Annotated in this window: 20 protein-coding genes; 6 read left to right on the top strand and 14 right to left on the bottom strand. The window is 51.5% G+C overall.

Features of this window, described 5'->3' with window-relative positions; translation table 11 throughout:
* Nucleotides 1-52: 52 nt before the first annotated feature.
* From prpC to KHS78_RS22485, 9 genes are all read right to left on the bottom strand, one after another.
* Complete coding sequence (prpC, locus tag KHS78_RS12960; protein WP_211828890.1) at nt 53-1,177, bottom strand: bifunctional 2-methylcitrate synthase/citrate synthase; 1,125 nt, start codon at nt 1,175-1,177, stop codon at nt 53-55.
* A 71-nt stretch (nt 1,178-1,248) separates the two neighbouring features.
* The gene (prpB, locus tag KHS78_RS12955) at nt 1,249-2,136 is read right to left on the bottom strand and encodes a methylisocitrate lyase (RefSeq protein WP_211828889.1); all 888 of its coding nucleotides are present in this window, start codon (nt 2,134-2,136) and stop codon (nt 1,249-1,251) included.
* Nucleotides 2,137-2,202: 66 nt separating this feature from the next.
* A complete protein-coding gene (locus tag KHS78_RS12950) occupies nt 2,203-2,883 on the bottom strand; it encodes a GntR family transcriptional regulator (RefSeq protein ID WP_211828888.1) in 681 nt (226 codons plus the stop codon).
* Nucleotides 2,884-2,985: 102 nt separating this feature from the next.
* Nucleotides 2,986-4,212, bottom strand: a complete 1,227-nt coding sequence (locus tag KHS78_RS12945; protein WP_211828887.1) for a MalM family protein — start codon at nt 4,210-4,212, stop codon at nt 2,986-2,988.
* A gap of 71 nt (nt 4,213-4,283) precedes the next feature.
* On the bottom strand, nt 4,284-5,816 hold the full coding sequence (locus KHS78_RS12940; RefSeq protein ID WP_211828886.1) for an outer membrane protein transport protein: 1,533 nt from the start codon (nt 5,814-5,816) through the stop codon (nt 4,284-4,286).
* A 193-nt stretch (nt 5,817-6,009) separates the two neighbouring features.
* The gene (locus KHS78_RS12935; protein ID WP_246506434.1) at nt 6,010-7,086 is read right to left on the bottom strand and encodes a transporter; all 1,077 of its coding nucleotides are present in this window, start codon (nt 7,084-7,086) and stop codon (nt 6,010-6,012) included.
* 140 nt (nt 7,087-7,226) lie between these two features.
* Nucleotides 7,227-8,030, bottom strand: coding sequence for a C39 family peptidase (locus KHS78_RS12930; protein WP_211828885.1), 804 nt, complete (start codon nt 8,028-8,030; stop codon nt 7,227-7,229).
* Nucleotides 8,031-8,139: 109 nt separating this feature from the next.
* Nucleotides 8,140-9,477 carry a DUF6160 family protein gene (locus tag KHS78_RS12925; protein ID WP_211828884.1) on the bottom strand — a complete coding sequence of 446 codons (1,338 nt, stop codon included), beginning with the start codon at nt 9,475-9,477 and terminating at the stop codon, nt 8,140-8,142.
* Nucleotides 9,478-9,647: 170 nt separating this feature from the next.
* Nucleotides 9,648-9,773, bottom strand: coding sequence for a hypothetical protein (locus tag KHS78_RS22485; protein WP_281417066.1), 126 nt, complete (start codon nt 9,771-9,773; stop codon nt 9,648-9,650).
* Nucleotides 9,774-10,135: 362 nt separating this feature from the next.
* Between KHS78_RS22485 and pabB the strand changes: the two genes are divergently transcribed.
* Complete coding sequence (gene pabB / locus KHS78_RS12920; RefSeq protein WP_211828883.1) at nt 10,136-11,524, top strand: aminodeoxychorismate synthase component I; 1,389 nt, start codon at nt 10,136-10,138, stop codon at nt 11,522-11,524.
* 42 nt (nt 11,525-11,566) lie between these two features.
* On the opposite strand, the gene thrH is transcribed toward pabB, so the two are convergent.
* The gene (gene thrH / locus KHS78_RS12915; protein ID WP_211828882.1) at nt 11,567-12,187 is read right to left on the bottom strand and encodes a bifunctional phosphoserine phosphatase/homoserine phosphotransferase ThrH; all 621 of its coding nucleotides are present in this window, start codon (nt 12,185-12,187) and stop codon (nt 11,567-11,569) included.
* 238 nt (nt 12,188-12,425) lie between these two features.
* Between thrH and KHS78_RS12910 the strand changes: the two genes are divergently transcribed.
* Nucleotides 12,426-12,719 (top strand): hypothetical protein, encoded by a 294-nt coding sequence (locus tag KHS78_RS12910; protein WP_211828881.1) that lies wholly within the window; start codon nt 12,426-12,428, stop codon nt 12,717-12,719.
* A gap of 60 nt (nt 12,720-12,779) precedes the next feature.
* On the opposite strand, the gene cysB is transcribed toward KHS78_RS12910, so the two are convergent.
* On the bottom strand, nt 12,780-13,754 hold the full coding sequence (cysB, locus tag KHS78_RS12905; RefSeq protein ID WP_211828880.1) for an HTH-type transcriptional regulator CysB: 975 nt from the start codon (nt 13,752-13,754) through the stop codon (nt 12,780-12,782).
* A gap of 194 nt (nt 13,755-13,948) precedes the next feature.
* On the opposite strand from cysB, the gene KHS78_RS12900 reads away from it, so the two are divergent.
* A complete protein-coding gene (locus tag KHS78_RS12900) occupies nt 13,949-14,710 on the top strand; it encodes a sulfite exporter TauE/SafE family protein (protein ID WP_211828879.1) in 762 nt (253 codons plus the stop codon).
* On the opposite strand, the gene KHS78_RS12895 is transcribed toward KHS78_RS12900, so the two are convergent.
* Entirely contained in the window at nt 14,666-15,610 is a 945-nt protein-coding gene (locus KHS78_RS12895; protein WP_211828878.1) for a 5'-nucleotidase, read from the bottom strand. The genes KHS78_RS12900 and KHS78_RS12895 overlap by 45 nt on opposite strands.
* Nucleotides 15,611-15,751: 141 nt before the next feature.
* Complete coding sequence (locus KHS78_RS12890) at nt 15,752-16,981, bottom strand: L-lactate MFS transporter (protein WP_211828877.1); 1,230 nt, start codon at nt 16,979-16,981, stop codon at nt 15,752-15,754.
* Between the two features lie 517 nt (nt 16,982-17,498).
* On the opposite strand from KHS78_RS12890, the gene KHS78_RS12885 reads away from it, so the two are divergent.
* The 3 genes from KHS78_RS12885 (at nt 17,499) to greB (ending at nt 19,554) form a co-directional block, all read left to right on the top strand.
* On the top strand, nt 17,499-18,584 hold the full coding sequence (locus KHS78_RS12885) for a 3-deoxy-7-phosphoheptulonate synthase (protein ID WP_211828876.1): 1,086 nt from the start codon (nt 17,499-17,501) through the stop codon (nt 18,582-18,584).
* Nucleotides 18,585-18,630: 46 nt separating this feature from the next.
* Complete coding sequence (locus KHS78_RS12880; protein WP_211828875.1) at nt 18,631-18,927, top strand: hypothetical protein; 297 nt, start codon at nt 18,631-18,633, stop codon at nt 18,925-18,927.
* Nucleotides 18,928-19,050: 123 nt separating this feature from the next.
* Complete coding sequence (gene greB / locus KHS78_RS12875; RefSeq protein WP_211828874.1) at nt 19,051-19,554, top strand: transcription elongation factor GreB; 504 nt, start codon at nt 19,051-19,053, stop codon at nt 19,552-19,554.
* A gap of 99 nt (nt 19,555-19,653) precedes the next feature.
* On the opposite strand, the gene KHS78_RS12870 is transcribed toward greB, so the two are convergent.
* Nucleotides 19,654-20,496: a redoxin domain-containing protein gene (locus KHS78_RS12870; RefSeq protein WP_211828873.1), complete on the bottom strand. Its 843-nt coding sequence runs from the start codon at nt 20,494-20,496 to the stop codon at nt 19,654-19,656.
* Nucleotides 20,497-20,616 lie beyond the last annotated feature (120 nt).

Genomic DNA, 20,616 nt, shown 5'->3' with positions numbered 1-20,616 from the left:
TGTTTTCTCTGACTTCTGGTTGTATGACGTTATTAATGCGGTATTACCGTTATTAGCGTGCTTCTATGCCCACCCAGGCGCGGGGCTCAGGGCCGGTATACTCCGCCGATGGCCTGATAATCCGGTTGTTGGCGCGTTGTTCCATCACATGGGAAGCCCAGCCGGTCAGCCGCGAACAAACAAAGATCGGCGTAAACAGCTTGGTGGGAATACCCATGAAGTGATAAGCCGAGGCGTGGAAGAAATCGGCATTCGGGAACAGCTTCTTCTCATCCCACATGACCTGCTCAATCATGGCCGAGACGGGATACAGCACGGTATCCCCGACTTCGTCCGCCAAAGTCTTGGACCATTCTTTGATGATGCCGTTCCTGGGGTCAGACGTGCTGTAGATCGCATGCCCAAAGCCCATGATCTTGTCCTTGCGCTCCAGCATGCCAAGAATGGCTTCTTTGGCTTCTGCGGCTGACTGGAAACGCTCAATCATTTCCATCGCGGCTTCGTTGGCGCCACCATGCAGCGGCCCGCGCAGAGAACCGATAGCTGCCGTGATACAGGAATGCATATCAGAGAGGGTTGAAGCGCAGACGCGTGCCGTGAACGTCGACGCATTAAACTCATGCTCAGCGTAAAGAATCAGGGACGCATCCATACAGCGACGATGGTTGTCAGCCGGCTTTTTATCGTGCAGCAGATGCAGGAAATGGCCAGCAATGGAGTCATCATCGGTTTCTGTATCAATACGGACGCCATCATGGCTGAACCGGTACCAGTAAAGGAGGATGGAGGGAAACGCTGCCAGCAGGCGGTCGGTCACATCCTGCTGCTGACTGAAATCGGTTTCCGTTTCCAGATTACCCAGCATGGAACAACCCGTCCGCATGACATCCATGGGATGCGCATCCGCAGGAATCAATTCCAGGCACTGCTTCAGCGGTTCCGGCAACCCACGTAACCCTTGCAGCTTCTTCTTGTAATTCGCCAACGCTTCACTGTTGGGCAACTCACCGTGAAACAACAACCAGGCGATTTCTTCGAACGTGCCGTACTTCGCCAGCTCATGGATGTCGTAACCCCGGTAAGTGAGACCGGTGCCGCTTTTGCCCACGGTACAGAGTGCAGTCTGTCCTGCCGTCTGGCCCCGGAGGCCGGCGCCGGTCAGTTTCTTCTCAGCCATACGTGCTCCCTCTGGTTCTTGTGTGTAAGAGACGTCGTTAAGAATTGTTGCTAACGCGTTGTTCTGCCAGTTTATTCCTCGCCCTTTTCTTCAAACAGGCGGTCGATAGTCTGCTCATAGGCGTGATAACCAAGGAAATCGTACAGTTCCATCCGGGTTTGCATGGTGTCGACTACCTGGGTCTGATCGCCGTCTGCCAGCAGGTGTTGATAGACGTTCAGCGCCGCTTGATTCATGGCACGGAACGCACTCAATGGGTAAAGCACCATGGCAATGCCGGCGTCCCCCAGTTCCTGACTGTTGAACAGCGGTGTTTGGCCAAATTCGGTGATATTGGCCAATACCGGCACCTTGACGGCCTCAACAAAACGACGGTAATCGTCCAGTGTCTGCATGGCTTCCGGGAAGATCATGTCAGCGCCGGCATCGACACAGAGACAGGCGCGCTCAATCGCGGCATCCATCCCTTCGACAGCCAGCGCATCGGTGCGGGCCATGATGACAAAACTCTCATCCGTACGGGCATCCACGGCCGACTTAACCCGGTCCACCATTTCCTCTTTGCTGACAATGGCTTTATTCGGGCGATGACCACAACGCTTCTGCGCCACCTGGTCTTCAATGTGGACTGCGGCGGCGCCCGCCCGAATCATTTCCTGAATAGTACGGGCAATATTGAAAGCACCGCCCCAGCCCGTATCAATATCAACCAGCAGTGGCAGCGTGCTGGCTGCAGTGATCCGGCGAACATCCTCCAGCACATCGTTCATCGACGTCATGCCAAGATCCGGCAATCCATAGGAGGCATTGGCCACGCCCCCGCCCGACAAATATATCGCCTGATGGCCCGTCTTTTCAGCCATCATGGCGCAATAGGCATTGATGGTGCCCACCACCTGTAACGGGTTGTTCGCTTCAACGGCCTTGCGAAACTTCTGGCCGGGTGTCAGTTCGGTCATACGCGGTTTCCTGTGATTCGTGCAGTCGTTGTCATCGCTATTGTTTTAGTACAGTCTGCCCCACTGTCACGGTGGCACAGCCTCACATCCGTTTCTGATCCGTTCTTCCAGTCGGTTGCGGGAGACCCGGATATGCCGACGCATCAACAGTTCGGCCAGCTCGCCGTCCCGATCCGCTAACGCATCAATGATCTGCTGATGTTCCGTGAAAGCCCGCAAGGGCCGATTCTGCTGCGTACTGAACCGGTAGCGATACATACGGATTAAGTGGTAAAGCTCACCGCACAGTAATTCGACCAGTTTACGATTGCCGGATGCGCTGATAATCCGGTAATGAAAATCGAGATCCCCTTCCTGCTGGAAATAGGCCACCCCGTCCTTGAGTTCAGACTGCTCCCGATGCTGATCCAGCAAACGCCGCATATCGTCAATCTGGGCCTGGGTCATATTCTCAGCCGCCAGGCGACAGGCCAGCCCTTCCATGACTTCACGGATATGATAGATATCAAGGAGTTCTTCCGCAGACAGGGAGACAACACGGGTGCCGCTGTGGGGCTCACGAACCACCAGTTTGCAGCCTTCGAGGCGACGGATAGCCTCACGTAACGGCCCACGGCTGATGCCATACTGTTCCGCCAGACTGGATTCACTGAGTTTACTGCCCCCCGGAATATCCCCACGCACAATGGCACGCTGAATATGCGTGAACACGCGATCGGATAAAGTGCGGGGTTCCGGCTGGTTCATTGAAATCGTATTATTTTAGATATTGTCGACAATTAATCAGTGACGCTGAGCTTATATACGTATAAACCGAGCGTCAAGGATCACATTGTCAACAATGCTGACTTATTTCAGGAACGTCACCTCAAAGGAACCCGTGGAGGCATGCTCTCGAACCACCATCCCCTCCTCCACTGCAACTGATTTCATATCCAGCGGCCGGGCAAAGGGTTTGTTGTCTAGGGTTTGCTGCTCTAATGCTTCCTCGGTCGTCATGACAACAACATAACGTTCACCCAGCCAGGGCTTAAGCGCAACGATGCCTTCGATATAGGCATAGCTGTGCCAGGTTTCCGGGTTCAGGCGGTAGATGGCATCGGTCACAAGGCGCGTCGGACGCCGGGCGGCATCCAGAAATAAGAGGCTGGGATACATCACATCCTGATTGGAAAAGCTGCGAACGCGAACGGCTGAGCTGGGTTTATCATCCGGGATAACATAACCGCTGTAATAGCTGAGCCCGGTGGGAAAATCGAACAACGGCGTGAAGCGATTAAATTCATCATACTTCGCCTGATCAAGCCCCGGCTTTTCAAAATTGCGCACGTCCATCTGGATACAGCAACCGTCGGAAAACGCCTGGGCCAACTCCGCATCCCGAGCCCGCTGGGGTTGACGTCGCTGCTCTCGATTTGCATCGAGAATACCCGCCAGTTCCGGGCTTAACGCAATGTTCTGACTTACTGGTGCCGGCATCGCTTTCAGCAGCAATTCATTGCCATCGGTAAAATCGTGATTGCGGCTACCGATCCCCGGAAGCCTCGGGCGTTTGAAGGCCTGTGCCCGCTGCTCCGTTGTGATAGCCGTATTCTGGATGCGCCCTTCTGCGTCGGTCCAGGTGTAATACGGCTGGCCATTTTCACCACGGACAAAACCACGCCCTTCGAGCACATCTGCATCCACGTAACTGCTGGCCCGTTCGCCGGAACCGAGCACATACTGGTCTCGTGGTTTGATATCGGACTGGTCTGAATAGAAACTGCTCTGCACCGTACCGTCAGCATCCACCCAGGTGAAATAGCGACGCTTCTTTTCAGATGACGATGAAAAATTCTGATAGGCAATAGAGCTGGGGTTATCGTAAGGATCGATATAGCTCGACAGGCTGATGCGATGACGGACTTCGTCCTGCTGTTCCTTGAAATCGTCATCCAGAAACAGATTGCGAATCTTACCGGTCTCGTCGATATACGTGAAATAACGTTCCGATGCGCCAGCGGGCAACGCTACAAGGCCTGCCATTGCACCCAACATCAATAAACTGCCAGAACAGCACCGGGTTATTATTGTCATACTGCCGCCCTCCCGGATCTCATCTTCCCTGCTTACCGCCCCGCTTTCAAGCCAATCGACACCGTAGAGGGTCAGAAACGGGTCCGATAAGAGAGTGAGAAGATGTAGGCATTAATGCTGGTCTCCAGATCCATTCCGGCATAGGGGTTGTAAACCAGATCAGTGATGCCGTCACAATTGACGTTACAGCTGGTGCCTGCGGGAATTTCCTGCTTGGACCAGAAATACTGGAAACCGACATCCACGACAGATTCCTTATCCCACTGGTAGCCAAAGCCTAAACCGATGATATGGGCGTCCCCCAGGGGCGCCATGATATCGGCTTTGTCTTCCGGGATGGAGGATGGCCGGTTTTCATAGCCCCAACGCAGGCTGAGACGGTTGCTGACATCGTACTCAAATCCGACCGCCCAGCTCCACTTACTCTCATACCCCCGCGGCATGACAATCCTGTTGGGTTGCGCATTGGCCGGCGCCAGGATAGTGGCAAACTGCATGGCCATCACCTGCCGGTCAAATTCAATCACGAAGTTTTCCCAGACATCATAATCGGTCCACTTCAAATCAAAGTTCATGGTCAGCCTGGGCGTCAGATCCACACTCACGCCACCCGAGATATGCTGCGGATAGGTGAGCTTCATGGAAGCAATACCCTCCTCCTTCTGCTTGGCACTGATCGGACCAATCAACGCTGCCCCGAAGATCGAAGGGTTATAGGCACCGGCAAAGCCTTTCATGAATTCAAAAAAATCATCGGAATACTCAAAGGAGTAGTCACCCTTGAGATTCATCTTCGCTTCACTCTGATATACGAGACCAAAGCGCAGCCAGTCATAGGGCTTCCAACGCAGGCCGAGGTTATAAGTGGGAGACAGGGTTTCTGTCATTTCGAGTGACATATCGGCCATATTCGCAAAAGGGTTCGCATCCCCCTGACAGATATCCAGGAAAATCGCCGTCAAAATATCGATGCCCGGCGTATCACAGAACAATGTCTGAATCGCCGGGTTAGCATTCAACGCCAAAAGATCATTCGGACTACGGAATTTCTGTTCCATCGCCAGCGCCTGATGGGAGAACCCAACGGACAGACCCACATCCAACTGATCATTCACTTTGTAGCCAATGGAGGGTGACAGATAAGTGATCCGCTGCAGCGCCACCTTTTGTCCTTGAAATGCCGCAGGATCATCCCCTTCATCCCGGCTGAAACCGAGCGCCATGGGGGCATAAAGATTGTTGGCAAACGTGAACTTTGAGCCGGGGGGATTAAAGGAGACACCATTAAGGGGTGCAATCAATGCCGGTACCGAGGTCAGTCCGACACCCGGAATATACATGGCAGGCGTCGCTGTCTGACTTTTGGTGTAGGAGACGGGATCATCATCCGCATCAAAACCAAAGAAGTCGTAATTTTCCCCGGGCTCAAACTCGGCGCGGATATCCATGTAGGCGGCAATGACCTTGGTTTCAAACTGCCGACCTTTCAGGTCAACCAGTCCCGCCGGGTTGTAATGCACATTGTCCAAACCGACAAAGTCCGCCGTGACCGCATTGGCCATAGCCATGGCTTTTGGATTGCCGATGGTAAGGTTCTGGGCCATCTGCGCCTGAAGTGGCGACACCAAAAAGTACGAAAGTACTAGTGTCGTCGCCCACCACCCGGGTCTGTCATAGCCTGAAAAAGTCCTGATCATACTGCGCATTTCTTCTTGTTCTTGTTATTAGATCAGCTGTCAGCCAGCGTTCGCTTGTCTTGCAGCCCGGGACAACCGGGGCATTCAACAGCCAGAACAACTATTCCGCCTTCAGACCCTCCAGGTCGAGCGGCAGCGAAAAGCCCAGCAGGATATCCGGGGAATCCTCGGTCAGGCCGAAACCGGCATTGATATTGACGATATAGGTAGGCGACATCCGCAGCCCCAGGGACATATTGACAATCCCCGAGGTGCTGGAGGGCGAATCCACGCTCCGGCCATCCTTGAACGTGAACACACTCTCCCGGCTATAGGACATCTGATAGGACGCACTCATGGAAACGTCATAAGAGAGCGAATAGGCAAACCCCATATTCATGGAGTAACTGTCACCGGGATTAACGGATGACAGCGTCAGGGTGTCCTGATTCGGGTTGAGGTTCCGGTTGGTGGGATCCCCCTGGTACTGGTTCAGGCCGGTTTCTTCGAAGTTGATGTTGTAACCGACAGAACCAAACAGCACGACCGGATCCAGAACATGAGAAAGGCTCGCCCCGAAACCGAGAGAGAAATAACCGCTACCCGTGGAAAGATCCTTGTCGGGATTGATCTCGTAGGGACTCTCGCCGGTTTTCAGGTTAAAGGAACTGTTCAGTGTCAGAGATGGCCGGCCGGGACGAACTTCAAATGGCTGCCAGCGGAGGCTTAAACCAACGTCACCAACCCCATACACTGTCTTTTCTTTACTGATATAACTGCCGGCCGCCACAGACTTATTCTCGGAATACTTGGCAACCAGCGGAATCCGCACCGAGAACGTCAGGTTGTCCCAGATTCCGTAATCAAAACTGAAGGTATTGGTGAAGGTATGGTCGGTGGTATTCCGGACAAAGTTGGTGACGACCTCGGTGCCATTGGTGCCGGTGGCATTGGCAAAATCAATCCTGGCGTCACGGGTATTGGAATAATTGAAGGAATAAGTCAGCCGGGTATCACCGGATTTAAGCAGCGAGTAACTTTTCTCAGCCGCCTGGAAGACTTCCTCAAGCTGCTTACTCTGGTCGGCGTCACCGTCCTGTTTGGCCAGGGCGCTGCGGGCGTCTGTTGAGCTGGCGGCGGCAGCGTACCCGGTCCAGGCCAGGCCGCCAAGGGCAATCCCCATGGTTAACGCAGACATGCGAAACTTCATCCTGATACGCTCTTGTTATTGTTATTTTTTATATGTTTCTTATTCGTTCTTTGCCGGCGATACGTTGTGGGTGTATCACTCGGCTGTGATCCAGTTCACGGCATTCTACCGGCTTTTTTTATCCGATGTTATTGCCTTTTATAAGACATACCACCGACACTTCCGCCAACCTCACCGCTGCTTGTAGCATTTTCCAGCCGACGAATGGCGGCGGCATCTTTCAGGCGGTTTTCCATCGGGTTGTTGAACTGCGGGAACTCCTGGAAAGCCAGGTAGTTAATCGTGCTTTCATCGACGACCCGCATATCTTCGTTACGCAATTCCAGGTTCGGCAGCGGCGCATGGCCGTTCGGGAATACGATAAACAGCACATTGCGATCCCAGACCTCCTTGAACCGCTCAGTGGTAAAACTGATATTCCCTACTGCCGGATCGGCCACATAGACATGGCCGTTATACACTTCCCGCACCACGACAAAATGCTTAAAGCCCGCGTATTCGATGGGCACGATAGCCGGGTGATCCAGATCGGCCAGGTCATCCATACTGGCGCGGAATCCACCGCTCTTGTGACCGATGGCACGGGTGAAACGTTTCATATCCAGCAGAGAGAAGCCGCGACGGGCGACAATCTTGTCGGCTTCACCGAATTTGAGCAGCCCTTCCATGACCTGGCGTTCAGTCAGGTTTCGTCCCAGATAGTAATCCAGCAATGTTGTAAGTGCGGCAGACCCACAACTGTAGTCATAGGTCTGCCGGATGATGTTTTTGTATTTAAACTTAGAGAGTGGTTCAACGGCGGTCTGATCCGTCACCGGGATGCTGGCGGTCTGCTGTTCAAAGTAGACCGTTCCCTCGTCCTTTGGCTTGACCTCAAACGCGGTATTGACGCCGAAAACGGCAAGCAGGCTGCCCAGCAGAATCTCAATCATGGAAGTCAGTCTTTTTTGTTGTTTTTATTTTTTCGTACTTTCGTGCAGTTTAAGTAAAAAAGGCCGGCCGGTAAACCGGTCGGCCTTTTATTCATCGCGTCATACGAACTTAATGTGCATATACAGAGATACTATTGGTTGTCATATTAAGACCAGTGATGGCCAAACCACCCAGATTGCCGTCACCAACATTGATGGCACCGACTGTGATATTGGCGTTAGTCATTGGGGCGTCAATTACAAGGTGATTACTTGCATCAACATCAATAGCGATAGTGCTGATATCTGAAGTCAGGCTGACATTTGACAATGTCACAGAACCTACGCCATCACCAGTTCTTCCTGTTCCACCAAGCTCACCGCTCTTATAGTAAACCTTATCAGCAACGGCAATCTTGTTACCCAGATCGTTAGATGCTGCAGTCAATTGAGCAATTTGAGCGGCATCAGCGACAGGATCAAGCGTGCCTATCAGTCCATCTACCTGAGCTTTCTTCGCTGTTAAAGCAGTAACGGTTTTATCAGCAGTATCTGCATCCAGAACGCCAGCAACATAAGTGACTTCACCCAAGGTAACGTTCATTTGCTGGGTCACACGGATACCGCTGCCAGTATCTGGTGCATAAACGTACATATCAGTACCGGCAAGATTGAGACCATTCAGCTCTACAGCACCGATAGTCTGATTGAACTGGTCATAAGTATCATCAGTCGCGCTACCAACCTGAATACCACCAACAGAAATAGATCCATTATTGATACCAGGCATGGTTACTTTCACAGCATCGAAAGTGCCGTAAGGATTTTCAGCGCCATCAATAACAGTAACCTCAGTACCTGTCATATCCAAAGTGGATATTTTGATATCGTTGAGTGCTACGGTACCGCCATCTTCAGCACCATTTGCAGCATTAGGATCAATATCGGTGAAGCTTACGCGCCCGATTGACTGGTTGATAATTGCATCAACACCGATACCTTTTTTGCCATCGAGGGCGTAGACATACATGTCTGTGCCATTCATAGCAATGTCTTCAATATTCAGCTGACCCAAGCTGGCTGCGCTGGCATCACCTGTACGAATCGCATCCACTTCAACATCCATTTCCATATTGCTGATGCCAACCTTGATGATATCGCCAGCAGCCTTGGTTGCAGCGCCAGGACCAGCAGCCAAGTCAGACTTTTCAAGCATATCAATATTGATGGTCTGGTTCAGTGCGCCACCATTGTTATCAAGAGTAATACCTTCAAGACGGATAGAGCCTTCATCGGTATACGTAACAGCACCGACTTCAGCCTGCATTTCCATTTCAATGGTAATACCAGACTGCCCCGTCATTTCCGACATGGCTTCGTCTTCCAGCGCTTTCAGTTCAGCCTGGGCTGTGGCAGCCATGACTGAGGAGATGGCAATTGCCAGAGGCAGTTTCTTAAGGCCTTTCATTATTATTAGTCTCCAGTTGCATGTTCAGGCGTTAGCCTTCCCTGTACTGCAATGCAGTGTACATTGCATGTCGGACCGGGAGCGACCCGGACCGCCTTCCACGTCCATTCCGCGAATGCTTAACAACGAGCGGACGCACGAAGCCGATTGGATTCCTGCGGAATCCGCGGTTACCAGAGCGTCCAGAGGAACACAACGGCCAGACTGACGGCGAGGCAGGCATTGCCAGCGCAGACCAGGGCTTCGGTGTTCCGGGCGTCGACGGAGTGTCGGTCTGAGGATGGGTCTCTGAACATTGTGAGGTTTCCGCTTTATTGTTCTTATTATGCTGCTTTTATTGTTCTGTCTGTTTTGCCGGCAATTTCGAACATCCCGGACAACAGTTTTATTATTGTGCGCTGTGGCTCAACCTGTTCAAGGTATGCGGAATTTTATAACTGCTTTGGGACATAAGTGCAAGCTTTGTAAATAAAGTGTCAACAAAGAATACGTTGTTGACTGTCAGGTCTATTTTTCAGACGAGCTCCATTCACTGGTCAGATAGTGTCGTTTGGTTTGGGCAATGCATTGCGGTATGTCAGTGAGAATGCGCATTGCTTCCTTTTGAACGCCTGGCATCCGGTATACAATGCCGGCCAAACCGCAGTGAAACACGTCAATGAAACACCTTTCCATCACCGAACTGCCGCACCTGACGGATTCCGTCCAGTGGTTCGAGCGTCTTCGGCCGCTGGGCAATGCGTTGATGCTCGACAGTGTCGCCCGCTCTACCGGCGATTACCGTTACCGGTACGACATCCTGACTGCCGCACCGGAAAATCTCTACCGCCACAAAGCAGGTGTCACCTGGTGTAAACCGTCAACAAGCGACAACTGGCAACCATTGACGACTGCACCGTTTGAAACCCTGCATGTAGCACTCCCCTCTCCGGTTGATAGCCAACAAATGCCGTTTACTGGCGGTCTGGCCGGTTACTGGGGCTATGAACTGAATGAAAGCCTGGAGCCGGGACGCATTACACCGCGCAACTCATCACACCCGTCCATGCTGGTGGGGCTTTATCTCTGGGCGGTTGTAGTGGACCATCACACCGGCAGAACCTGGCTGGTGGCCCATCCGGATATGCCAGAGGAAAAGCGCCATCGCATTGAACAGCGACTGCATAAACCAGCAACGGTGTTTCCATCAGCGTTCCATTTGAATACGCCCTTTTCGGCCAGTATGTCACCGTCCGAGTACCAGAATGCTTTCCATCATATCAAGGACTGGATTGCCGCCGGTGACTGCTACCAGGTCAACCTGACACAACGGTTTTCCGCCCACTATCAGGGTGACCCATGGTCAGCCTATCAGGCACTGAGAGCTGCCAGCCCTACCCCTTTCGCCGCGTTTCTGGATTTCGATGAACTCAAGGTGCTCAGCCATTCACCTGAACGACTGTTGCGTTCTGATAATGGTGACGTTGAAACCCGTCCTATCAAAGGCACTCGCCCTCGCGGACGGGATATGGACGAAGATATCGCGTCCGCCGCCGAACTCCTGACCAGCGAAAAGGATCGGGCTGAAAACCTGATGATTGTTGATCTGTTGCGTAATGACCTGGGGCGTAACTGCAAACCTGGCTCTATTAAAGTCCCCGTATTGTTTGGTCTGGAAAGTTACGCCAATGTGCATCACCTCGTCAGCACGGTGACCGGCCAACTGGCCGAGGGACATGACAACCTGATGTTGCTACGGGATGCCTTCCCCGGAGGTTCCATCACCGGCGCACCTAAAATTCGTGCGATGGAAATCATTCGGGAGCTGGAGCCGGTTCCCCGCTCCGTGTATTGCGGTGCTATCGGCTATATCAGCAGCCATGGCCGGATGGATACCAATATTGCTATTCGCACACTGGTTGCCGATGGTCAGCAGATCCACTGCTGGGGCGGCGGCGGCATCGTCGCGGATTCTGATTGCGAGATGGAGTATCAGGAATCCATCACCAAGGTCAGAAACCTGATGAATGTTCTGGAAAGCCTCGAAGCAGAACGGGTAGCGCTCTAGCCCTACCCGTCCGTCAGTACAATATCTTCAGTATCTTGTTGTTTACTGCAATGGAATGTCTCGCACACTGGCCTGACAGAATGCCATTTTCAGGTCATCAAAGGTATGTACTGCCGGAAACTGCGGAAACTCTTCGATGACATTGTCCGGTGCATGGAACAGGATGCCGGCATCCGCTTCAGCCAACATGGTAGTGTCGTTGTAGGAATCACCGGCGGCGATCACCCGGTATTTCAGGCTATGAAACGCTTTGACGGACATCCGCTTGGGATCTTTCTGACGCAGGCTATAGTCAGTGACTTTGCCCTTATCATCAACTTCGAGACGGTGGCAGAGCAACGTCGGGAATCCCAGTTGACGCATGAGAGGCTGGGCGAATTCATAAAACGTATCAGAGAGAATGACAACCTGGAAACGTTCCCGTAACCAGTCGATAAAGTCACGGGCACCGGGCAGTGGCGCCATCTCGGCGATGACAGCCTGAATCTCCCGCAATCCCAGACCATGCTGATCCAGCAATTTAAGTCGCTGTTTCATCAGGACATCATAATCGGGAATATCTCGGGTGGTGGCTTTGAGTTCATCAATGCCGGTTTGCTCGGCGAATTTGATCCAGATTTCGGGAACCAGTACCCCTTCCAGATCCAGGCAGGCTATTTCCACAACGACTCCTGATTTTTTCTGTTTATTTTACGGTGTTATACGGTTCTTCTAATGCAGTTCGGCTGTTTATTGATGCTGATAATGACAGCGGAGCAGCGCACACTCTACCCCTGAGCTTACCGCCATGCAAACCCTAACCGGGTGCTATTAAGTTATGCGGAAATGTTATTAGTAGATTGCGTTAGCATTGATAGAATCGCCATGACGCTGTGTTGCCAAGGAAAAGAAGGAATTCCCGATGAAAATAACGATGGTCAAAAAAATTCTGGCCGATGGATCGCCCTGCAAGAAATGCGGTGAAGTGCTGGAACGGTTGGAGCAGTCAGGTCACATCAAGCGAATCGACCGTATTGTCGAAGCCTATGAAAATGACCCGCTCAGTGAAGGCATGCAGATTGCCACTATGCTGAATGTCGACAAGGCACCTTTCTTTGTCGTCGAAAAGCCTGGGGAAGCCCCCATCGCGTATACGATTTATTTTAAGCTGGTCAAAGAAGTACTGGATAAAGCAACGGCAGAAGAAACAAACTGACAAAGAAAAAGGCTGATCCAAACCATGCCAGATCAGCCCGTTCTGTGCGATCGTCAACCGTCAGTGTACGGGCAGATTGATGTGCTCAAACAGCTCGTCCACTTCCGCCTTGTTATGGCGTGATACGGCTTCATCAATAATCTCCTTGGTCAGATGTGGCGCAAAGAGTTCGATGAAATCGTACATGAATCCACGCAGGAACGTTCCGCGACGGAAACCAATCTTGGTGACACTGGCCTCGAACAGATGGGAAGCATCCAGTGCGACAAGATCCGCATCCAGCTCCTCATCATAGGACATACCGGCAACAATACCGATGCCCAGCCCCAGCCGAACATAGGTCTTGATAACATCGGTGTCGGCAGCGGTAAAGACGACGCGGGGGGCAATCCCTTCATTCATGAAGGCCTCATCCAGCTTCGAACGACCGGTAAAGCCAAACACGTAAGTCACAATCGGGAATTTACCGATATCCTGCAGCGTCAGTTCAGACACCTGAGCCAGAGGGTGATTCTTGGGCACCAGGACGCTACGGTTCCAGCTGTAGCAAGGCATCATGATCAGGTCATTGAACAGTTCCAGGGCTTCGGTAGCGATGGCAAAATCCACCGTACCATCGGCCGCCATTTCCGAGATCTGCATCGGTGTCCCCTGATGCATATGCAAAGAAACGTCCGGATACTTGCCAATGAACTGCTTGATCACCGGTGGCAAGGCGTAACGTGCCTGAGTATGGGTGGTGGCCAGAGCCAGAGTCCCCTTCTTCTCGTTACTGAATTCCTGGGCAACCTGCTTGATGGAATCCACTTTCCGAAGAATCTCACCGGCGGTTTCAATAATCTTTTCGCCGGCGGGAGTGATCCGGGTCAGGTGCTTGCCACTGCGGGCAAAGACCTCGACACCGAGTTCATCCTCAAGCAGACGAATCTGTTTACTGATACCGGGTTGAGAGGTATAGAGACTCTGCGCCGTTGCCGACACATTCAGCTCGTGATGAGCGACTTCCCAGATATAGCGCAGCTGTTGCAGCTTCATTATGGCCTCCGCAAAAACCCATTATTCGAATGAAGCATAAAAATATGAATAAATATTCTTTTATAGAATAGTAGCTTATCGCTACATTTACCACCGCACTTGCTTCATTGATACACATCAATCTTTCGATGGCGTGTTAAGTGCGAATACTATGCTTACGAAGAATACTTATAACTTTAGACCATAATTTATTCATGGATGCACTGCTTTATATCGTTGCGGGCGCGGGCGTCGGATTCGCCGTAGGATTGACAGGCATCGGGGGAGGATCGCTGATGACCCCTCTGCTGTTACTGTTTGGGTTCCCCGCCCCTGTCGCTATCGGTACTGACCTGATGTACGCATCCATTACCAAGGCGGGCGGCGTGTTCGCCCATCATCGTCAGAAAAGCATCAATTGGTCAGTGGTGAAACGAATGGCTGTCGGCAGCCTGCCAGCCGCAGGCCTCACTATTGTAGCCCTTGACCTGTTTTTTACCGGCAGTGACAGTTATACGGATGTACTGACCGTGTCGCTGGGCTTTATGTTGATCCTATCGTCTGTCGTCTTGTTGTTAAGAAAACAGCTGCTAAGGCATGCCCCCGTTTTAAGTGACAAAAGTGCTGCATTCATTACCGTCATAATGGGCGTTTTGCTGGGTGTATTCGTGACACTGTCATCGGTTGGCGCGGGCGCACTCGGTACAGCGATTCTGATTCTGCTCTATCCGGTGATGTCCGCAAGCCGAATCGTCGGGACAGACCTGGCCCATGCCGTTCCGTTGACACTGGCTGGCGGCCTGGGTCACCTCTACCTGGGGAATGTTGATTTCCAGCTACTTGGAGCGCTACTGATTGGCTCCCTGCCTGCCATTTACCTCGGCACAAAGGTTGGGCACAAATTACCGGATGTATTCCTCCAGCGTGTACTGTCACTCCTCCTGCTGGGACTCGGTATAAAATACACCCTCTTTTGATTCATTGGTGACGCCGTGAGGAACATGTCCGGTACTGACATGCGCCCGCGCTGAGTCACAATGACGCACCTGGTCATCAAAAAACATATCCGCCTGAAAGGCTTTGAGGAATGCGCCCTTATCCAACCCGCCGAGGAAGATGGCTTCATCAAGACGGATATTCCATGAGCGCAGTGTGCGAATCACTCGCTCATGGGCTGTTGTGCTCCGCGCTGTCACCAACGCCGTTCGAATCGGGCAATGGCGCTCACCGAACTCCAGCTGGATATCCTGAATCATCGCCAGAAAGGGTTTAAAAGGACCACCTGGTAATGGCTGATGGGCAGACGAACGCTCCGCTTCCGTAAAGGCCTGCAGGCCAGACTGCTGATAGACACGCTCGGCTTCATCAGAAAAAATCACGGCATCGCCATCGAACGCAATGCGAAGTTCATCGGTTTCCTGGCGCTCCTTGGAAATCGACGACAGCACCGTTGCAGCGGCAAAACCATCCGCCAGCGCCTTTCGTACATCATCAACATCCGTTGAGAGAAACAGGTGGGAATTAAATGCCGGGACATAACGGTACGGACTTTCGCCACCACAAAATGCAGCGCGCCGGATATCCAGCCCATACTCTTCAATGGAATTGAAGACACGGAGTCCGGTATCCGCACTGTTGCGTGACAGGAGAATCACCTCAACCCGCGACACATCACCCAGGAGGTGATTGATATTGAGCAGTTTTCTAACCAGCGGGAATGCTTCACCGGGTTCAAGCACACAGTCTTCATGCGCTACCTGGTAATGGCGATAGGCTTCCAGCCCCTCTTCTTCAAAGACCTTGTGGCCAGCCTCAAGGTTGAACAGGGCCCGTGATGAGATAGCAACAACCAGTTTGTCGTTCAATGTATCCGGCATGCGTGGCGTTCTTGGTATGAATCAGTGACTGCCAGTGTACTACTGCCGTACAAGATAAAAAGACGGGATTTGTACGATGAGTTATAGAAATGCCAAAAATAAAAAAGCCCGCCTAAGCGGGCTAAAAAAATCATTCAGACATCAAGCAGCCACAAGCGGCGCCTGCTGCTCTTCAGGAAGCTCGGTAACGGGCTTGGTGAAGAGAGCCAGAACACCAGCAATACCCAGCATGACGGCTGAAACGGTATAGGCAATCGCAAAAGAACCGGTAGCATCGACAACCACGGCTGCGACCACCGGGCCAATGAAACCACTCACACCCCATGCGGAGTACAGCACACCGAAATTGCTGCCGTAGTTCTTCAGGCCATAGTAATCCGCAGTGATAGACGGGAATACGCTCAGCAGCGCGCCGTAACCGATACCCGCCAGCATCGCGCCGAAGATGAAGCCCATGTCAGTAGAGAGCATCGGGAAGATCATCATGTTTACGCCCTGCAGAACAAAAACCAGCAGCAGCGTCTGGATACGGCCAATCTTGTCAGACAGCATACCCATCAAAACACGGCCGCAGGTATTGAACAGCGCCAGGATAGACACCAGGTACGCGGCATTGGCAATACCACCTTGAACACTAGCGATGGTAGTAATGTTACCGATCAGCATCAGACCTGCAGAAGAGGCAAATGCAAACATGACCCACAGGTAATAGAACTGACGGGTCTTCAGCATCTGGCGCCAGTTGAAATCAGCTGCTGCAGTGCCTCCATTACCTGCGTCCTTAAGACCACGAGGCTGTGCCGGGGTATAGCCAGCCGGTGGGTTGACGATGGTGAAAGACAGCGGTACAGCAACCAGCAGCACACCAATACCAAGGTACAGGAACGCACTGCTGATACCCACAGTGCCGATCAAAGCGGATGTGGTCGGCGCCAGGTAAAGTGGTGCCATACCAAAACCACCGGCGATCAGGCCATTCACCAGTCCTTTCTTGGACGGATGGAACCATTTCATCGCAGAAGGGCTCAGGCAGGCATAGGCAAAACCGATACCGGTACCGACCAGCACACCAAAGGTCAACACGAGACCGACAGGATTAGCAACGAAGCTTGATGCGATCATGCCCAGACCAACCAGCGTGGTGCCCAGGATAACCATCTTACGCGGACCCATACGATCCTGCAGAACACCGGAACACAGTACGGCAGCAGCAAATGTAACGATACCCACGGTATAGGGCATAGAGGCGCTGGCGTTGGACCAACCCCATTCACTGACCAATGCCTTACTTAATACACTCCAGGCATAGAGAACACCCATGCACAGGTTAATACAGACACCTGCCAGCAGGATTTTTACCGCTCGATTCATTGAAATGCTCTAATAACAGAAGAGCCCTTCCTCCCCGGAGGAAAAGGAGCACTAAAAGCTAATAGGAATGACTTACCAAATGCGTAATGGCCTGTCACAACCAACAGGTTTTCATTAAGCAGCCAGAAGACAGTTTATAAAGTGTTTTACAGAGACAATCGGGTTTCTGATGAACCCGTTTCTATTTTCGACGGATTATATGGTGGGAGTTCACGGTGTCTATTGCGTTTGACACCTAATTACGTAAGCATCGCGTAAATAAAGGATGAAGCCTGACGCAAATTTGAATTATCTTTTTTTTCAACGTGTTACGTCGCGCATTTCATTCGTGACTGCAATGTTCACCTCACTATTTCTATTGATGCGAAGACACGTTCATATCGCTGCGTAAACGTTGTTTATCCGTCCCATAGATTGTCGAAAGGTAACCAATACATTACTCTTGACGCGGGATTCTACGCAAAGGGAATCCGGATTATAACTATTCCATTACGCATGACCGGAAGTGAAAGACGCTATGGCACAGTTACCGATCGACGATCTGAATATTGAATCCCAGGAAATCCTCGTCACCCCGGAACAGATTAAAGCTGAAATCCAGTTGAGTGATACGGCGCGCGACACCGTGACCCTGGGGCGGCAGACGGTGCGCAATATCCTGAGTGGAACCGACAAACGTCTGTTTCTTGTGGTAGGCCCCTGCTCTATCCACGATGTTGATGCTGCGCGTGATTATGCTGAAAAACTCAAGAAGCTGGCAGAGGAAGTTTCAGATACGCTATATCTGGTCATGCGAGTCTATTTTGAAAAGCCCCGCACCACCACCGGCTGGAAGGGACTGATCAACGACCCCTACCTGAATGATTCATTCAAAATCGAGGAAGGGCTTCATATCGCCCGTCGGTTATTGATGGATATTGCTGAAATGGGATTACCAACCGCCACCGAAGCATTGGATCCCATTACACCACAATATATGCAGGATCTGATTTCCTGGTCTGCCATTGGTGCCCGTACCACTGAATCGCAGACGCACCGTGAAATGGCCAGTGGCCTTTCCTCTGCGGTTGGTTTCAAGAATGGTACTGATGGGAGCCTCACGGTCGCCATTAATGCGCTGCAGTCTGTGTCCAGCCCCCATCGCTTCCTCGGTATTGATAAGAAAGGACAGGTAGCGATCACGCATACCAAGGGGAACAAATACGGCCATGTCGTACTGCGTGGTGGCAACGGGAAGCCCAATTATGATTCCGTCAGTGTTGCCCTGTGTGAGCAGGCGCTGAGAAAAGCGGACATTGCCCCCAATATCATGATCGACTGCAGCCATGCGAACTCGGATAAAGATCCCAGCCTGCAGCCGTTGGTAATGGAGAATGTCACCAACCAGATTCTGGAAGGCAACAATTCCATCACATCATTGATGATTGAGAGTAATTTAGGCTGGGGCAGCCAGTCGATCCCGGAAGATCTCAGCGAACTGAAATATGGTGTTTCAGTCACCGATGCCTGTATTGACTGGCATACCACGGAAGAAACCATCAAGAAGATGGCTGAAAAACTGAGAGAGATATTGCCGGTGCGTGACCGGTCAGATGCATTGTAATGACAAGATAGTTTACGAAAAGGGCAAGTTGAACTTGCCCTTTTTTATGGTCCAGTTAAAAATCAAGGCCCAGCTGGCAGACTGGCAACTCAAACTGCAGGGGTTTCACGGTTTCTACCAGGACATGACGCTTGAGGCGGGGCATATTGCTGATACGACGATCAAGGATGGCGATACAGATCGGGCAAATGCTTGGCAAATGCTTATTCGTAAGCACCTCAAACCGCCAGGTGGCCTGGATGACATCGGTGCAGAGTGTACGATCCTGGCTGGACTCTATATCGAAATTGGCCTCGACAACATGCGCAGGGCCAGAGTGTCCTATCGTAACAAAGTAGTCTGACAGTATGCTCTGTTTGTAACGCTTCACAGGTCTCAGTGCCAACAGGGTTTAAAAAAGCCGCGTAAGATATCGCATTTTTTTCATGCTTCCTATCAGTAACTGACAAGGATACGTAAAAGTCCCATGTCCCGATACCGACCATCACGCAAGCCCGGATCCTTTTACATTACGCCTGAAGGGTACACCACGCTCAAGGACGAACTTGATTATCTCTGGCGAACCCAGCGACCGCAAGTCACACAGGCCGTTTCTGAAGCGGCGGCGCTGGGTGACCGGTCGGAAAATGCCGAATACATCTACGGCAAGAAGCTACTGCGCCAGATTGACAGTCGCGTTCGCTTTCTGCGTAAGCGACTGGATCAGCTCACAGTTGTTACTACTTTGCCCGAGGATACCAGCCGTGTCTACTTTGGCGCCTGGGTTACCGTTGAAGATGGAGAAGGCATAGAAACTACCTGGCGAGTTGTAGGCCCTGACGAATTTGACTTGAAAAACGGCCTGCTCAGCATGGATTCCCCTCTGGCCCGTGCACTGATGGGGAAAACTATTGATGATGAGATTGTTATCCTCGTGGAAGAGAAAGAAACCTGTTACTGCATCATTAGCATTACCTATCATCAACCATGATTAACTAATGAATTAGGGCACATTAATTTATGCGCCCTTTCGATACTCAGGTCTGTCAGGTTATTTTTATTACTAAAGGTATATGATTGTATATAATACTTACTTTATATATTTATCAAGAATACTCAGGAAAACATCAGGTTCTGGCCTGATACGATAGTTGTCCGTGAGATCAACAAAGATGATATGTCCACCAGCATCGGTCATAATCACCGTCGGAAAAACGGTGTCTGAGTCATACCCCATCACCTGCAACCCTTCAGGCAGCCCAGCATCATGATTGATTTTCAGGGCATGAGCCGCTTTATTATCAGAATCGGTATAAAACTCCATGGGAACGTCAAACCGCTGCGCAAGTGCCTGGGTATTCTCGTGAGGCTGCGGGCTGACCAGTGCGACTCTCACACCTCGCGCATGTAATTCCCGGTATTGGGCTGCGACTTCTCGTATCTGCGCCATACACAATGGACACCAGTTGCCACGAAAGAAAAGCAATAGATGTGGACGTCCTTGGAATGTATCTGACGGAATGAGATTTCCATCAGTATCCATCACCGTAAACAGCGGTAATCGCTGCCCCACGACCAACCGATCATTCTCTGGACGACTTAACCGCGAATACCAGAATACATAAAGAACTCCGCCACCTAGTCCGACCACCAGGCTCAGTGAAAAAGGAACCCAACTCGCAGGTGACAGGATCAGTGTGGAACAGGCCCCAATAGCGGCAAAACCTAATAACCCATAAAGATGTTGACTGGTACGAGCGATGGGACGCACAAACAGCCTCACAAAGAACAACAGAGCGGGTGACAAGGCGATTAATACGCTCAGCCAAGCTCCAGAACGTCCTGCAACCAGATGCCAAATGGCGACAGCGGTACCTAACAGCAGTGCTGTAATATACGTACTGATGAAAATTGATTTCAGCTTATTCTTCATTCTGTTATGCGCTCCCCTAGCCCGTTTTTTGTTCCAACGCCTGAGAGTACGCACAATCAATAAGGCTGGATGCAAAAAATGGGAAAATAAAAAAGGCCTGATTATTCAGGCCTTTTTTCT

This window comes from Kistimonas asteriae (assembly GCF_018263925.1).
GTDB classification, from domain to species: Bacteria; Pseudomonadota; Gammaproteobacteria; order Pseudomonadales; family Endozoicomonadaceae; genus Kistimonas; species Kistimonas asteriae.
Note: the sequence above shows the minus strand (reverse complement) of the source record. Positions and strands in the feature narration are given on the sequence as shown.

What these genes read in the sequence shown, in the direction of transcription:
- KHS78_RS12935 (WP_246506434.1), bottom strand. Translation starts at nt 7,086, where the DNA reads ATGTCTGCGTTAACCATGGGGATTGCCCTTGGCGGCCTGGCCTGGACC.
- KHS78_RS22485 (WP_281417066.1), bottom strand. Translation starts at nt 9,773, where the DNA reads ATGTTCAGAGACCCATCCTCAGACCGACACTCCGTCGACGCCCGGAAC.
- KHS78_RS12910 (WP_211828881.1), top strand. Translation starts at nt 12,426, where the DNA reads ATGAAAATAACGATGGTCAAAAAAATTCTGGCCGATGGATCGCCCTGC.
- KHS78_RS12930 (WP_211828885.1), bottom strand. Translation starts at nt 8,030, where the DNA reads ATGATTGAGATTCTGCTGGGCAGCCTGCTTGCCGTTTTCGGCGTCAAT.
- KHS78_RS12945 (WP_211828887.1), bottom strand. Translation starts at nt 4,212, where the DNA reads ATGACAATAATAACCCGGTGCTGTTCTGGCAGTTTATTGATGTTGGGT.
- KHS78_RS12870 (WP_211828873.1), bottom strand. Translation starts at nt 20,496, where the DNA reads ATGAAGAATAAGCTGAAATCAATTTTCATCAGTACGTATATTACAGCA.
- prpB (WP_211828889.1), bottom strand. Translation starts at nt 2,136, where the DNA reads ATGACCGAACTGACACCCGGCCAGAAGTTTCGCAAGGCCGTTGAAGCG.
- KHS78_RS12880 (WP_211828875.1), top strand. Translation starts at nt 18,631, where the DNA reads ATGGTCCAGTTAAAAATCAAGGCCCAGCTGGCAGACTGGCAACTCAAA.
- KHS78_RS12925 (WP_211828884.1), bottom strand. Translation starts at nt 9,477, where the DNA reads ATGAAAGGCCTTAAGAAACTGCCTCTGGCAATTGCCATCTCCTCAGTC.
- prpC (WP_211828890.1), bottom strand. Translation starts at nt 1,177, where the DNA reads ATGGCTGAGAAGAAACTGACCGGCGCCGGCCTCCGGGGCCAGACGGCA.
- pabB (WP_211828883.1), top strand. Translation starts at nt 10,136, where the DNA reads ATGAAACACCTTTCCATCACCGAACTGCCGCACCTGACGGATTCCGTC.
- KHS78_RS12940 (WP_211828886.1), bottom strand. Translation starts at nt 5,816, where the DNA reads ATGGCCCAGAACCTTACCATCGGCAATCCAAAAGCCATGGCTATGGCC.
- KHS78_RS12890 (WP_211828877.1), bottom strand. Translation starts at nt 16,981, where the DNA reads ATGAATCGAGCGGTAAAAATCCTGCTGGCAGGTGTCTGTATTAACCTG.
- KHS78_RS12895 (WP_211828878.1), bottom strand. Translation starts at nt 15,610, where the DNA reads ATGCCGGATACATTGAACGACAAACTGGTTGTTGCTATCTCATCACGG.
- greB (WP_211828874.1), top strand. Translation starts at nt 19,051, where the DNA reads ATGTCCCGATACCGACCATCACGCAAGCCCGGATCCTTTTACATTACG.
- KHS78_RS12885 (WP_211828876.1), top strand. Translation starts at nt 17,499, where the DNA reads ATGGCACAGTTACCGATCGACGATCTGAATATTGAATCCCAGGAAATC.
- KHS78_RS12900 (WP_211828879.1), top strand. Translation starts at nt 13,949, where the DNA reads ATGGATGCACTGCTTTATATCGTTGCGGGCGCGGGCGTCGGATTCGCC.
- cysB (WP_211828880.1), bottom strand. Translation starts at nt 13,754, where the DNA reads ATGAAGCTGCAACAGCTGCGCTATATCTGGGAAGTCGCTCATCACGAG.
- KHS78_RS12950 (WP_211828888.1), bottom strand. Translation starts at nt 2,883, where the DNA reads ATGAACCAGCCGGAACCCCGCACTTTATCCGATCGCGTGTTCACGCAT.